We start from the raw sequence: 14,017 nt of genomic DNA, 5'->3' as shown, positions 1-14,017 counted from the left end.
CATTGGGAGCTGGATTGCTCATGAATTCCTCTTTGCCCGATACCACACCGGTGACGGATGAAAACCTGATGCCGCGGTTGCTGCGGGTGGCGCAGCATCTCAGCGAGCAGCGGGACGTACCGCGCCTGCTGCAGGTGTTGCTGGATGAGGCCCTGTATCTGTGTGAGGCCGATACCGGCTGGGTATGGCTGTATGCAGATGGTAAGCCCGAACCGGGGCTGAGCTGCCTGTGCCGCCGTTCCGGTGATGCTTTCCTGCACGAGGAGGCCAGCCTGTTCTGCCCCATGGCGCGCAAACGAGGGTTGCCCGAGCAGTGTTACGAAGACGGTAAGCCGCTGGCGGTGGACCTGTCGGAGAACGGCCTCAGCGAGGAGGATCGGCACTTACTGGATGCGCTGGCCCCGGATGCCGGCGGGTTGCGGCTGTGGCCCCTGCGGAACCACGAAGGGGTGGTCATCGGTGTGCTGCAGCTGGCCTATAACCGCGCGCTACCGGCCCGTTTGCACCGGCTGGGCAAGCACAGCGACCTGATCTTCCAGTCCCTGCTCACCTATGCGGGCATTGCCCTCAGCAACCTGAGCCAGGTGCAGGAACTCAAGGAACTGCTGGATGCCTTTATCAAGGTGCTGGCCCAGGCCATTGATGCGAAGAGCCCGCACACCAGTGCCCACTGTCAGCGGGTGCCGGTGATCACCGAGATGCTGGCCCAGGCGGCCTGTGAGGATAATTCGGATTTTGCGGATTTTTCCCTGGATGAGGATGGCTGGTACGAGTTGCACGTGGCGGCCTGGCTGCACGATTGCGGCAAGCTGGCTACCCCGGACTCGGTACTGGACAAGTCCACCAAACTGCACACCCTCCATGATCGCATCGATGAGGTGGCCAGCCGCTTTGCCGCCCTGCGTGCAGAGATCCAGTTTCGTTACGAAAAGGCCTGTCTGCTTGATCCCGCTGACGAGCCTGCCAGCCGGGAACGCATGGAAGCGGAAATCGGCCAGCTGAAGGAAGAGCTGGCGTTTCTGGAGCGGATCAACCGGGGCGGTGAGGCCATGGCTGAGGTGGATCAGCAACGGGTGCGTGATATCGCCGCGCGGCGCTGGACCGATGCCTGGGGTCAGAAAAAGCCCCTGCTCACCGACGACGAGGTCTACAACCTGTGCATTCCTCGCGGCACCCTGACTCCAGAAGAACGGCAAATCATCAACGGCCACATGGATGTGACCCTGGACATGCTTGGCTCGTTGCCGTTCCCGCCCAAGCTGCGCCAGGTGCCGGAATATGCTGGCGGCCATCATGAAAAAATGGATGGCACCGGCTTTCCGCTGGGGCTGACCCGCGACCAGATGTCGATTCCGGCGCGGATCATGGCCATCGCTGATGTGTTCGAGGCCCTTACCGCCAAGGAGCGCCCCTACAAGACGCCACTGAAACTCAGCGAAGCCCTTGGCATCTTGCAACGCATGCGCGACAACGATCACCTGGACCCGGATCTTTATCGTCTGTTCATCCGCTCCCGGGTGTGGCGCCAGTACGCCGAGAAACATCTGGATCCGGTGCAGCTGGATGTTGAGGATGGCAGCGCTTTTCTCTGAGCTACGAGCCGCGCTCGCTGGATACTGGTAGGTTGGAAAGTTCCCGGGCCCGGTGTTTCTACGAAGCCGCTGTAGGAGCTATGCTTGCATGGCGAACCGCGCTTGCGCGGAAATCGACCGCAGGGCGATCAGGGATTTCAGCACTCGACAGATCCTTCCAATGAATCCCCAGACAGGTTCTCCGTATATATTCAGCGCCGGTTCTCCTCTGATCCCGGTAACCGTTTCGAGGTATTCGATGTTGCGAATTGTTGTAGGTTTGCTCGTGCTGCTGGCGGATAATGTGATGGCCAGCGACTGGCTATTGTCCCTGGAAGGGGAGCGTACCCAGGGGGCCTTGCTGCGTGGCCAGGTGGCGCCGGGGGTGGCCGTCAAACTGGATGACAGGGTGGTGCGAGTTACCGGTGACGGTTTTTTTGCTGTCGGGTTTGGCCGTGATGCGGCGCTGCAGCAGAGCCTGGTGCTGGAAAAGCAGGGCGAAACCCAACAGGTACCCGTGACCCTCAGCAAGCGGGACTATGACATCCAGCGGATTGAAGGGGTGCCCAAGCGTACCGTGGAGCCGCCGCCGGAAGCGGTGCTCAAGCGGATTCGTCGCGAGGTGGCCGAGATTAAAACGGCGCGGGATACCGACTCTGCCCTGCTGGCCTTCCTCAGTGATTTTCAGTGGCCGCTTACCGGGCGCATCAGTGGTGTTTATGGCAGCCAGCGGGTCTATAACGGGAAACCCGGCCGTCCGCACTTCGGCGTGGATGTGGCCCGGCCTACCGGCACGGTTGTTGTAGCGCCGGCAGATGCGGTGGTGACACTGGTGCAGGGGGATAACTATTATTCCGGTGGCACCCTGATCATGGATCACGGCTATGGCGTGTCCTCCACCATGATTCACCTCAGCGAGGTACTGGTGGAAAAAGGGCAGACCGTGAAGCAGGGCGAGCCGGTGGCCAAAGTCGGCGCCTCCGGCCGCGCTACCGGTCCGCACCTGGATTGGCGATTGAACTGGTTTGAGGTGAAGCTGGATCCGGTGACGGTGGTGCCGCCGATGAATTGATAATTGAAAATGGATGATTGATAACTGCGCGATCGGTGTTACTGCAATTTTAAACGCAAGAGGCCGCGCCCATATTCCGGGCGCGGCCTCTTGCGTTTAAAAACGAACCGGTCTTGTCCGCGGCGTTATCAATTATCCATTCTCAATTATCAACTAACTCAACATCTCCACCAACCCCTGACTGTTCATCAGCGCCACCCGATTACGCCCGGCACCCTTGGCCTGATAGAGGGCTTCGTCGGCCTGTTTGAGCAATTCGGCACTGTTGCTGGCGCCGTGGTCGGAGCAGGAGACTCCGACGCTGATGGTGACCACCTGGCTGACCCGGGAGCCGCTGTGGGGCAGACCCAGTTGCTCTACCCGGTTACGCATCCGTTCGGCAAACACCAGGGCATCGTTGAAGCTGGAGTCAGTGAGAACGATGACAAATTCCTCGCCGCCATAGCGCGCCACAAAATCGGTGTCCGCCTGCACCATGGAAAGGGGGACGTTGGATATTTTCTTGAGGCATTCATCCCCGGCCGGGTGGCCGTAGGTATCGTTGTACTGTTTGAAAAAATCGATATCGAACAGCAGCAGGCTGATACGTTCCGGTGCATCCGGGTTTCCCTGCTTGTGCAGATGGAACAGGTGATTGAGCCGGGACTCCATGCCGCGCCGGTTGATGCAGCCGGTGAGGCCATCCACGGTGGCCTGGTTTTCCAGCACCAGGTTGGCGGAGTGCAGCTCGTTGCGGTGTTGGTAAAGCACGTGCTCGGAAAGGAAGTGCTGGCGCAACAACCGCTCATACACGTACTGGCCAAACAGGCTCATGCTGGCAAAGGCCAGAGTCACCATGGTCAGGGTGGTGGCCTCGAAGGGGGTTCGTTCCGGGTTGGCGATCAGCGTGGCGACCATGGCGCCGATCATCACCGTGGAGCTGAGCAGTGCGGAATAGAACGGCACACGAACCAGAATGCAGATCATGATGATCGACATCGGGGTGTGCAGGAAAAAGGTATAGGAGAGCGGGTGTTCAACATGCACGCCCAGATAATTGCCGGTCAGGGCGATGGCGAAGGCCAGTGCCAGCGTGGCCGGGTGAAGCCACTCCCGCCACTGGAGTGTGCGGGCGAGGATAACGCAGCCGCCGGCCAGCATCAGGGTGAACAGCCGGGGACGCCAGGAATTGGTGATCACATCCGTGCCGATCCAGGATTCGATCAGCATGGCGGTGGCGATCAGAATGGAGACCAGTCCCAGCGCCCAGGGTGCCACCTTCGACACGCTGGCCAGAAAATACAGGCGAAAATCTTTTTCCAGCGGCTTGGGCAGACGCAGATGCCACGGCAAGCTGATGTCATTGCCAGTGGGAAGTGGATTTTGGTTCTGGGGAGCTGTCACGGCCGGTAAGGCTCCTTTCTGTCCGTGAGTCGATGGCGGCCATGTTTCATCATAGAGTATGCCCGTTATTGAAAAAAATCACAGGCCGCCAACGGCATATTGTATGGACAGAAGGTCGTTAGTGCTCAGTCCAGCAGGGCCAGAAGTGCCTGTTGTTTCCCCGCTGGCAGGCGCCGGAAGCGTTCCAGCAGGTACGCTTCCTCGTTGCCGTCAGGAATTGCTGTTTCGCCATGGGGCAAAGTAGCTGGCCAATTGCTGAGACTGTGCTGCAAGCGGGCAATGATCTCCGCATTCATGCTGCGATGGCTCAGGCCGGCGGCTTGCGCCACTTCGCCACGCATGCCATTGGGAAATCGAACCACGAACTTCTCGGCTCGCGTGGTTGCGCTGCTTGTCATAGTAACCTCTGACCTGAATCCGTGACTTCACCGCGGCGCCTGACGTAAGCCTTTGCCGCCACAGAACATTTTCTTCAGTCGACCGTATCCCCTGATATGGTGCTTCTTCAGAAAAGGCCCTGTGACAACTAACTCTTGCGCCATGCATCCACGCTGAAGTCACAGATTCAGGTCTGAATCACACCCGCGAACAATATTCAGCACTCTGATGGCAGAGTGCCGGCTTAGACAACACGACAGGGTGTAGTGTTAACAATGCTTCAGACCTTACGCATTTTTTTGCCTTTAGGCGATACTGGCAGCTTGCCATTAAGCCTCAAACAGCGACCCGGTTAACACTGAAAACGGTAAAAATTGCTTTTACATTGAATAACGCTCCATGCGACATGCGCCACGGATGCTGCTGGATGGGATGTCGAATGTTGCGTGATGCATAAAACATGTGCTGTTCTCATGTGACAGTCTCGCTGCCGGGCGCTAGAATCCATTTCAATGATGCTTCCTTGAGTGATGATTCACACCATGAATATTGGCGCGGCTGACCTGAACCTGCTCAAGTACCTGGACGTGCTGTTGCGCGAGCAGAATGTGACCCGGGCGGCGGAGCAACTGGGCATCACCCAGCCTGCCATGAGCAATTCACTCAAGCGACTGCGCGAACTGTTTGGCGATCCGCTGCTGATTCGCACCAGTGACGGCATGACCGCAACCGAGCGTGCTCAGGAATTACGCCCGCTGGTTCGCCAGATTCTGTCTCAGGCGGAGCAGTTGTTTACCCCGGAAGATGTATTCAAGCCCTCGGATAGTCGTAGGGTGTTTCGCATCATGACCAGCGACTATGCGGAAGCCACCCTGGTGCCTCATATCGTGCGCCGCCTGCGTGCCGAAGCCCCCAACGTGGTGCTGGATTTTCTGACGCCGTCGGATGTCAGTTACCAGGACATGGAGCAGGGCCGGGTGGACATGGCGGTGAACCGCTTCAACGAGATTCCCGGCTCCTTTCATCAGGTGAGCCTGTGGAAGGACTCCTTTTCCTGTCTGTTAAATCGGGATAACCCCATTGCCAGCGATTTCAACCTGGACAGCTACCTGTCGGCACAGCATATCTGGGTATCGAAAACCGGTTTCGGGGTGGGCTTCGGCATGAATCCGGAAAAACTCGGCGGGCTGGGCTGGATTGATCATGCCCTGGAGCAGTTGGGCAAGAGCCGCAAGATCAGTATCTTTACCCGTCACTACCAGATGCCCGCGTTGCTCGCCATGAACAACGACCTGGTCGCCACCCTGCCCAGCCGCGTGGCGCGCATGCAGGCACAGAACGAACGTTTGCTGATCAAGGAGCCGCCCTTCGACATTCCCCAGTTCGAACTGAAAATGGCCTGGTCGTCGTTACTACACCACAACGTGGCCCATCGCTGGTTGAGAAGACTGATTCAGGAAGAGGCGGAAAGCATTCTGGCGGAGGAGTAGCTACGAGCTACGCTGGTTGGATAGGGAAAGGGTGGAAAGTCCCTCAGACCTCGGCATTTCTACGAAACCGCTTGTAGGAGCTATGCTTGCACGGCGAACCGCGCTTGCGCGGAAATCGCCCGCAGGGCGATCAGGAATCTCAGAGCTCGACAGGTTTCAGAAAGAACTGCGGACAGATAACCCTCTGTTGCCTCGCTACGCTCGGTTCGCACCTGCAAGAGGTGCTCCTACATTTAATAGCGCCGCCAGTGCCGCTCCTACAGCCTTTGGGTCGCGGGTACGGCCCTGTTAATGGGGTGCAGTCCTTCCCGCGTTACAGCTCTTAGGTAGCCGCTACTTCTCAAATCACCGTCGCGCCGCTGAGCCAGCCGCTGTGGGTCTTGCCGGGCATGTTTTCGCCGGCTTCGGCGATGGCGCCCTTGCCGATGCCTTCAAAGGCACGCACGCGGAAGTGCTTGCCGGGGGCTTCGGTGGCCAGTTGCTCGGCGATGTGCCCGGCCAGTTGCTCCACGGTGGTGTCTGTGTCGACCAGGTAGCAATGATCTTCCGGGATCACCAGTTCGAAGTGCCCCTGGGGGGCATCGTAGCGGAAGCGGTGGTGGGGGATTTCCTCGATGTAGTAGGTCCCTTCCAGGTCTTCTTCGGTACCCAGGTAGATATCTTCCCAGCGGTCCGCCCAGAGCTTTTCCCAGTAGCGGCTGCGCCGGCCATTCTCGAAGATATGGATGCCGGAGCGGTGGCCGTGGGCAATGCGCTGGCAATTGCCGTCGTGTTTCTTCAGACCATGGGAATAATGATAGAAAGGCGCGGTCCCAGTATCTTCCTCGCGCAGCACGATGCGCACCTCGGCCACATTGTCCGGCACCACCTGTTGTACCAGGTCCATCAGGAACAGGGTCAGATTGGCCTTGGAGACTTCCGGGCCGCTCATCAGCAGCAGGCTTTCGCTGGGCGCTACCATGCGGATGGTGCCGCCCCGGTAGAGCCATTCCAGGCTGGTGTTGTTGTCCCGCTCGCTCACCGTGGCGTGCTCGCTGTCCACCGGCACCAGCAGCCTGTGGTCCACATTGTGATCGATGATCTGCTTGATGCGCTTCTTGATATGGCCGAAGTCGAACACCATGCCCTGATGATCCAGGTCGCCGGTCAATTCCAGATCGACCAGCCATGACTCGCCGACCATGCCGCGCTTGGGGTGCAGGTAGGAGAAATCGGCGACGGTTAAATTTTCGACAAAAAGAGTGGCCATGCGGTTCCGGTGGAATAAGGTTGGGTTTCGACAGTGCTATAATGCCATTATTCTGGGCTGCCGCTAAGGTGTGCGCCACACACACCGAACATTTTACGCGCAGTTACCGTGCGAGCTGTGAACCGGGGCACACCCTTCGGCCCTGAAAACTGCTCGGCCTTGCCTATCCGGAGCGATTCGAACCATGGCTGAAACCCTTTTTTCCAAAATCATCGACCGCGAGATTCCCGCCGATATCATCTTCGAAGACGACCAGTGCCTGGCCTTCCGGGATATCAGCCCCCAGGCGCCCACCCACTTCCTGGTGATCCCCAAGAAGCCCATTCCCAAGTTGTCTGATGCCGAAGAGGCGGATCAGGCCCTGCTTGGGCACCTGCTGCTGGTGGCAAGCCGTGTTGCCGAACAGGAAGGGCTGGAAGATTTCCGCCTTAACGTGAACAACGGAGCCGGCGCCAGCCAGACCGTTTTCCACCTGCATGTACACGTTCTGGGTGGCCGCTCGTTTAGCTGGCCGCCGGGCTGAAGGTGGTCAAGGCCTGGCGCTGATTGTGCGCCGCCTCCAGGAGCGACCATGAATTATCTGGCACACCTCTCCCTGGCTCGGCCGTCTGTGCCATCCAAGGTCGGCAATGTGCTGGGGGATTTCATGCATGGGGTGGAACGATCCCGGCTCAGTGAGCCGGTGCGACGGGGCCTGGACAATCACCGTCTGGTGGACCGTTTCACCGATAACCACCCCTGGGTGCAGGCTCAGCGGCGCAGCTTCTCGTCAACACGGCGCCGCTTTGCCGGTGTGGCCCTGGACGTGCTGTTTGACCATTTTCTGTGGCAGCACTGGTCGGCGTTTTATGACCATGACCGCGAGGCGGCCATTACCCGCCACTACCAGCATCTACAGTCCGGCCTGGGGCTGATGCATGCGCCCATGCGGGCAAGAGTGGAACGGCTGATTGAGCACGACCTGCTCAATCAGTACCGTGAGCTGGAGCGGGTGGGGCAGGCGCTGGATGTGATCGCCGGGCGTATTCGTTTTGCCAATGATTTTGCCGGCATCGTCGAGGAAATCGAGCCCCGCTATCAGGAGCTGGAGCGGGGGTTTCTGGATTTCTATCCCGAGCTTCAGGGCGTGGTAAAAGCCGCACGGGTGGAGGAATAGCATTCTTTGTAGGAGCTATGCCTGCATGGCGAAAAAGGTTTCAGGTTGCCTTGCAAGCAGAGGGTCCTTTTCGCCATGCAAGCATAGCTCCTACGGGAAAAGCGTTGTCGCTGTTACCACTGTGGTGGGTTTTTCACAGCGTGGGCAGATCCAACTCCGCCATGGTGTCGTAATACAGCTCTTCCGCCAGCTTTGCATTGCGTGCCCGGGGTGAGCGCAGGGCCGGTTTGTGGTTGGCGAAGTATTCACCGGTTACCCCGTCGTACTGCGGATCCAGGGCCAGGCTGACGGGCAGGGTGGCGGCTTTTTCCGGGGTGGTGAGGGTCGGGCGGATCAGGGCCATGGCGGCATTGGGGACATGGCGGAATATCGGTGTGTCCACGCCTCCCGGGTGCAGGGCGTTGCTGGTGATGCCGAGCTCCTGCAGGTGCTCGGCGAGCACATTGCTGAACAGGATGTTGCCCAGTTTCGATTGGCCGTAGGCATCCATTACCAGGTAGGGCTTGCGGCCACGCCAGGTTTTCTTGTTGATGCGCCCGAGCCAGTGGGCTACGGACGCCACGTGCAGAATGCGCGGCTGGTTGCCTTTCTTCAGCAACGGCAACATCAGGTGGGTGAACAGCACCGGGGCCAGGTAATTGACGCCGAACTGCATTTCGTAGCCGTCGCGGGTGAATTCCTGCTGGGTCGGCACCACGCCGGCGTTGTTGATCAGCACGTCCAGTTCACCGAGTTCGCGGTAGATCAGAGCCGCGTTGTCGCGCACATTTTCCAGATCGGAAAGGTCCAGCGGAAACAGTCGCACTTTGGCGTCCGGATGGCGGTTCTTGATGCGAGCGATGGCGGCCTGGCCCTTGGTCTGGTCGCGACAGGCCAGGGACACTTCCGCGCCGTGGCCGGCCAGTTGTTCGGCGGTACAGTAGCCGATGCCGGAATTGCCGCCGGTAATCAGAACACGCTTGCTCATGGTTTGCTCCGCTAGGGTTTGCGCCAGCTTAACAGCATGGCTGTGTCCTGTGAGGCCAATCTCAGGGGGAAGTGCGGGCGACCCAGTCGAGAATATGGTCGGCGACGTTTTGCCACTGTGGCCCCTGCAGCAGCAGGTGCGGGCCCTGGGGGTAGAAGCGGTACTCGCCTCGGTCGGCAAGGTGGTCGTGCAGATGGCTGATGCCGGCTGCCGGCACGGAGTTGTCCTTGCCGCCATAGAGCAGCAGCGAGGGCACCTGTAATGATGGCGCCTGGTCGCTGGCACTGTCGGCCAGCTGGATCAGCCCCCAGTAGGCATCCATGCGGACTTCGCGGATCACCCGAGGGTCGTTGGCCAGACGTTGGGCGCTGTCAGCCGCCAGGTTGGGGTCATCGGGGTCGCGGTTTACCGTCAGCTGGTATCCGGGAGCCAGAAAGGCGGCGCTGGCGATGGCGGCATTCCAGCCGTAGCGCAGGCGGATGCCCTCGCGCACGGCAGGCCCGGCGAGCACGATGCCGGCCACTTTGTCAGGCACCTCCAGCGCTGCCAGCATCGCCACGGCGCCTCCCAGACTTTCACCCACCAGGAACACCGGGCGCTGATAGCGTTCATAGAGTTGCTCGATCTGATAGACCGCTTCTGACACCAGCTGGTCTTCCCCGGCCCACTGCCCTTGCTGGGCGCGTTCGCCGAACCCGGCCTGGTCATAACTGACCAGCAGGTGTCCGTTGTCGGCAAAGTAGGGGCCCAGCGCGTCGAAGGCAGCGCCGTAATCGCCAAAGCTGTGCAGGCCAAGGATCACCGCATCGGGATTGTCGGCGGGTTGCCAGTGGCGCAGGGTGTCGGTGAGGGCTGCGGGCGCAGCCGTGTCCTCCGCCCTCTTGTCGGAAACCAGGTTGCAGGCCGACAGCAGACCGTGAAGCATAATAAGAGTGACCAGACGGAGAATCATGCCATGAGCCTAGCAGTCAGCCCGCAACGGCGAGTGAATGCCGCCGATTTTACCCTGGTGCTGGTGGCACTGACCTGGCTGGTGGCGCGGTGCGAAGCGGATCAGCGCAAGCCTGCCGAGCCCGCACCGAACACGGTGACCATGATGGTCTCTGCCACGGCCTACAATTCCCTGCACGGCCAGGGGGCGGGAGCGGACCATGCCCTGGCTGCCTGGGGGGATCGCCTCAAACCAGGAATGAAGTCCATTGCGGTGTCGCGGGATCTGATTCCCATGGGGCTGGGTCATAACGCGCAGCTGCAGATCGAAGGCCTGCCCGGTACCTGGGTGGTGAAGGACAAGATGCACTGGCGCTGGAAAAAGAAGATCGATATCTACATGGGCGAGGATGTGCAGGCGGCCCGGGAATGGGGGCGGAGGAAGGTGAAGATTACTTTTCAGGCTCCTCAGGCCGGGGAGTAGCTTGCTATCACCTCCGTCGTAGGAGCGGCGCTCGAGCCGCGAACCCTCGCTTGCGAGGGAATCGGCCATGGGCGATCAGGGATTGCAGGGCTCGGCAGGTTTCTCCGAGTAGAGCACCGATAACCCGGAAGGGGGCCGCCACGCCCCATTCGCGGCTCATACCCGCGGGGCACAGAGAGCGCCGCTCCTACAGAGGTGGGAGGGTCAGTCCCGACTCAGAAAGCTCATGAACAACCGTGTCGAGGCGCTGGGCAGGGCTTTGTCGAGGAGCTTGATCAGTTTGAAGGTGAGGCCCACCGGGTTGTGTACCGGGACTTTTTCATTGGCGGCCTGCCAGACCTTTTTGGCCACATCGTCGGCGCTCAGGTTGACGCCCATGCGGTCCACCACCGGTGCCCGGAAGCTGGCCTTTTCCACCATGGGGGTCTTCACGAACGGCGGCATGATATCGACCACGCGGATGCCCTGCCGACCCCATTCGATATTCAGCGATTCGGTGAGCGAACGCACCGCGAACTTGCTGGCGGAATAGGAGGCTAGATGCGGCACCCCGTACAGGGCCGAGGCGGAACTCATGTTGATCACCGCGGCGGCCTTGCTATCTTGCAGGAAGGGGTGGGCAGCCAGGCTCATGTTGATCAGGCCGGTCACGTTGATGTCGATGATCTGCTTGTGTTGTTCCGCGCTGATGGACTCAAAGGGTCCCATGCGCAGAATACCGGCACAGTTGAACAGCACGTCGATACCGCAGTCTTCAGCAAAGTCTCTGCAGGCATGCTGACAGGCAATGCTGTCGGTCACGTCCAGGGGCCGATACCAGCTGTTGTCCAGTTCCTTCGCCAGCCGCACCAGGGCGGTGTCGTTGACGTCGGTCAGGCCCACTCGCCAGCCTTTCTCGTGGAAGTGTTTGGCGGTGGTCAGGCCGATGCCACTGGCGGCGCCGGTGATCAGGATGCGTTTCATGCGGCGGGGTTCCAGTGTTGGTGGATAAAGCGGGCGCAGGTCATCAGCGCCTGATCCGCATCGGCCAGTACACCGGCGTGGAGCTGGAAATCATGCCAGCGTTGCGGGTGTACCTGCAGACGGGCCGGGGTGCCGGCGTCGTTCAGGGCGGCGCACAGGCGGTGGCTGTCGTTGAGCAGGATCTCGTCGCTACCGGACTGGATCAATACCGGAGGCAGGCCCGTCAGGTCGCCATTGAGCGGGGAGCAGGCCGGGCGAGTCGGATCATCACCGCCATAGGCGCCAGCGGCACTGGCCAGCCAGGCGTGGCTGAGCATGATGTCCCGGTCAGTGTCGAACAGGTGGTTGAGGCTCAGGTCCACCCAGGGAGAAATCAGGATGGTGCTGCTGGGCAGGGCGATCTTTTCCGCCTTCAGAGCTTGCAGGGTGGCCAGGGCAAGACCGCCGCCAGCGGAGTCGCCGGCGATGGTCAGGGTGGCCGGGTCCAGGCCCTCTTCCAGCAGTGCTTGATACACAGCTACGGCATCCTCAATGGCGGCGGGGCAGGCATGCTCCGGCGCCAGCCGGTAGTCCGGTACGACCACGCGGGCATTGGCGAATTTTGCCAGGTGCGAGGTAACCGAGCGGTGGCTTTCCGGGCTGCCAGCCACATAACCACCACCGTGCAGATAAAGCACGGTGCCCTGGGCATTCAACGGCGCATAGTGCCGGCAGGGTACGTCCCCCAGGGGAGCCTCATGGCAGGGCACATCCCGGGCGACCAGAGTGGTTTTGGCCATGATGTCCAGCCAGCGCCGCTGTGTCTTGACGCTGAAGCGGGGGTTGGCCACCGGTTTGAACAGCATTGCCAGGGACTGGCGCAGGGCGCCTGCCAGCAATTGCTGGGTGCCGGACTGGGCCCGGCTGATTCGTTCAACGAAGGAGCTCATAGTCACTCAAATCCAGGGTCCGTGTCTGGCGGCGGTAGTCGAAGGTGAAGCCGGGCCAGTTGTTGGTGTTCTTGCCGCTTTCGGTTTTGTACCAGCTATGACAACCCTTGTCCCAGACGGTATTGCTGATTTTGTCCTGCACCGTCTTGTTGAAGTCTTCCTGAACCCGGTCGCGGACTTCCAGTGCCTTGATGCCCTGTTCGTCCATCTCCGCTACACATTGCAGGATGTAGTGAATCTGGCTTTCCAGCATGTAGATGATGGAGTTGTGGCCTAGATTGGTGTTGGGGCCATAGAGCATGAACAGGTTGGGAAAGCCGCGCACGGTGATACCCAGGTAGGCTTCGGCGCCATCTTTCCACACCGCGTTCAGGTCTGCCCCGTCACGGCCGGTAATGGTCATGGGGGTGAGAAAGTCGGTGGCTTTGAAGCCGGTGCCGTAGATGATCACATCGGCGTCGTGATGTGTGCCGGTGCTGTCGGTGAGGCCGCGCTGGTCCACCGAACTGATGCCGTGGTTGATCACCTCCACATGGTCCTGTGCCAAGGCCGGGTAGTAATCGTTGGACATCAGAATGCGCTTGCAGCCCATGGGGTAATCCGGGGTCAGTTTCTCGCGCAGGGCGGGATCCTTGATCTGCTGCTTCAGGTGCCGACTGAACAGCCACTCGTACACCTTCATGGCCTTCTGGAAAGTGGTAAAGCCCAGGGCCCGTGATTCGTTGGTGGCATAAATGCGTAGCCGGTCCAGGGTCTGGGTAATGGGTGCCTTGCTCAGTACCTGGTGTTCCAGTTTGCTGTAGGCGCGATCCGGTTTGGCAATCACATGGGCAGCGGAGCGCTGGAACAGTTTTACTTTGCCGGCCACCTTGGCCACTTCCGGCACGAACTGGATGGCGCTGGCGCCAGTGCCCACCACGGCCACGGTTTTGCCGGTCAGGTCCACGTCGTGGTCCCAGCGGGCGCTGTGGAAATGCGCACCAGCGAAATCCTCGATACCGGACAGCGGCGGGTAGGCGGGCTGGTTGAGCTGGCCGGTGGCGGTGATCAGTACCCGGGTAGTGAGGGTGTCACCGTTGGTCAGGGTCAATTCCCAGATGCCGTCTTCATCCTGGTAGCGGGCGTCGGCGACTTCCGTGTTGAAGCGGATATGCCGGTACAGGTCGTACTTGCGCGCACAGTATTGCTGGTAGGAAAAGATTTCCTGTTGCGGCGCGAAGCGGCGGCTCCACGGGTAATGGCGCTCGAAGGAAAACGAATACAGATGGGAAGGCACATCGCAGGCGGCGCCAGGGTAGGTGTTGTCGCGCCAGCAGCCACCCACGTCGTGGCCTTTCTCGATCATCAAAATATTCTCTTCGCCCTGGGCTTTCAGGCGAATGGCCATGCCGAGTCCGCCGAAGCCGGCACCGATAATCACCACGTTGTGGGTCACTTGCATGGTA

14 protein-coding genes are annotated in these 14,017 nt (G+C 60.2%); 6 read left to right on the top strand and 8 right to left on the bottom strand.

The features are described 5' to 3' along the window. The first annotated feature begins 20 nt into the window (after nt 1-20). Both ACMG4M_RS14335 and ACMG4M_RS14330 read left to right on the top strand, forming a co-directional pair. Nucleotides 21-1,592 carry an HD domain-containing phosphohydrolase gene (locus ACMG4M_RS14335; RefSeq protein ID WP_414430268.1) on the top strand — a complete coding sequence of 524 codons (1,572 nt, stop codon included), beginning with the start codon at nt 21-23 and terminating at the stop codon, nt 1,590-1,592. A gap of 238 nt (nt 1,593-1,830) precedes the next feature. After that, nucleotides 1,831-2,643 (top strand): M23 family metallopeptidase, encoded by an 813-nt coding sequence (locus tag ACMG4M_RS14330; RefSeq protein ID WP_273008874.1) that lies wholly within the window; start codon nt 1,831-1,833, stop codon nt 2,641-2,643. 153 nt (nt 2,644-2,796) lie between these two features. Here the strand turns inward: ACMG4M_RS14330 and ACMG4M_RS14325 are convergent, their stop codons facing one another. Both ACMG4M_RS14325 and ACMG4M_RS14320 read right to left on the bottom strand, forming a co-directional pair. Further along, on the bottom strand, nt 2,797-4,026 hold the full coding sequence (locus tag ACMG4M_RS14325) for a GGDEF domain-containing protein (RefSeq protein WP_035244939.1): 1,230 nt from the start codon (nt 4,024-4,026) through the stop codon (nt 2,797-2,799). Nucleotides 4,027-4,151: 125 nt separating this feature from the next. Then, on the bottom strand, nt 4,152-4,424 hold the full coding sequence (locus ACMG4M_RS14320) for an Arc family DNA-binding protein (protein ID WP_035244938.1): 273 nt from the start codon (nt 4,422-4,424) through the stop codon (nt 4,152-4,154). Between the two features lie 522 nt (nt 4,425-4,946). Here ACMG4M_RS14320 and ACMG4M_RS14315 point away from each other — a divergent pair. Beyond that, nucleotides 4,947-5,894, top strand: coding sequence for a LysR family transcriptional regulator (locus tag ACMG4M_RS14315; protein ID WP_035245492.1), 948 nt, complete (start codon nt 4,947-4,949; stop codon nt 5,892-5,894). 340 nt (nt 5,895-6,234) lie between these two features. On the opposite strand, the gene ACMG4M_RS14310 is transcribed toward ACMG4M_RS14315, so the two are convergent. Then, a complete protein-coding gene (locus ACMG4M_RS14310; protein WP_414430267.1) occupies nt 6,235-7,143 on the bottom strand; it encodes a 6-pyruvoyl trahydropterin synthase family protein in 909 nt (302 codons plus the stop codon). A 184-nt stretch (nt 7,144-7,327) separates the two neighbouring features. Here ACMG4M_RS14310 and ACMG4M_RS14305 point away from each other — a divergent pair, with 184 nt between their 5' ends. Both ACMG4M_RS14305 and ACMG4M_RS14300 read left to right on the top strand, forming a co-directional pair. Continuing rightward, nucleotides 7,328-7,666 carry a histidine triad nucleotide-binding protein gene (locus tag ACMG4M_RS14305; RefSeq protein WP_035244936.1) on the top strand — a complete coding sequence of 113 codons (339 nt, stop codon included), beginning with the start codon at nt 7,328-7,330 and terminating at the stop codon, nt 7,664-7,666. Nucleotides 7,667-7,714: 48 nt separating this feature from the next. Further along, the gene (locus ACMG4M_RS14300; RefSeq protein WP_035244935.1) at nt 7,715-8,299 is read left to right on the top strand and encodes an ACP phosphodiesterase; all 585 of its coding nucleotides are present in this window, start codon (nt 7,715-7,717) and stop codon (nt 8,297-8,299) included. 133 nt (nt 8,300-8,432) lie between these two features. Here ACMG4M_RS14300 and ACMG4M_RS14295 read toward each other — a convergent pair whose 3' ends face one another. Both ACMG4M_RS14295 and ACMG4M_RS14290 read right to left on the bottom strand, forming a co-directional pair. Then, nucleotides 8,433-9,266, bottom strand: coding sequence for an SDR family oxidoreductase (locus ACMG4M_RS14295; RefSeq protein WP_414430266.1), 834 nt, complete (start codon nt 9,264-9,266; stop codon nt 8,433-8,435). Between the two features lie 61 nt (nt 9,267-9,327). Further along, nucleotides 9,328-10,218 (bottom strand): alpha/beta fold hydrolase, encoded by an 891-nt coding sequence (locus ACMG4M_RS14290; RefSeq protein WP_272961510.1) that lies wholly within the window; start codon nt 10,216-10,218, stop codon nt 9,328-9,330. A 3-nt stretch (nt 10,219-10,221) separates the two neighbouring features. Here ACMG4M_RS14290 and ACMG4M_RS14285 point away from each other — a divergent pair, with 3 nt between their 5' ends. Further along, nucleotides 10,222-10,680 (top strand): 3D domain-containing protein, encoded by a 459-nt coding sequence (locus ACMG4M_RS14285; protein WP_414430265.1) that lies wholly within the window; start codon nt 10,222-10,224, stop codon nt 10,678-10,680. 204 nt (nt 10,681-10,884) lie between these two features. On the opposite strand, the gene ACMG4M_RS14280 is transcribed toward ACMG4M_RS14285, so the two are convergent. From ACMG4M_RS14280 to ACMG4M_RS14270, 3 genes are read right to left on the bottom strand one after another with little or no spacing between them, the layout of a single operon-like run. Continuing rightward, nucleotides 10,885-11,643 carry an SDR family oxidoreductase gene (locus ACMG4M_RS14280; protein WP_414430264.1) on the bottom strand — a complete coding sequence of 253 codons (759 nt, stop codon included), beginning with the start codon at nt 11,641-11,643 and terminating at the stop codon, nt 10,885-10,887. Beyond that, nucleotides 11,640-12,572 (bottom strand): alpha/beta hydrolase, encoded by a 933-nt coding sequence (locus tag ACMG4M_RS14275; protein WP_414430263.1) that lies wholly within the window; start codon nt 12,570-12,572, stop codon nt 11,640-11,642. Before ACMG4M_RS14275 ends, ACMG4M_RS14280 begins: the two co-directional genes overlap by 4 nt. Next, complete coding sequence (locus tag ACMG4M_RS14270) at nt 12,556-14,013, bottom strand: flavin-containing monooxygenase (RefSeq protein ID WP_414430262.1); 1,458 nt, start codon at nt 14,011-14,013, stop codon at nt 12,556-12,558. The genes ACMG4M_RS14275 and ACMG4M_RS14270 overlap by 17 nt, the downstream gene beginning before the upstream one ends. Between the last annotated feature and the right edge of the window lie 4 nt (nt 14,014-14,017).

Source organism: Alcanivorax sp. IL3 (genome assembly GCF_047495465.1).
Classification (GTDB): domain Bacteria; phylum Pseudomonadota; class Gammaproteobacteria; order Pseudomonadales; family Alcanivoracaceae; genus Alcanivorax; species Alcanivorax jadensis.
The sequence above is the reverse complement of the archived record's forward strand: the minus strand, read 5'-3'. Positions and strand labels throughout refer to the sequence as shown.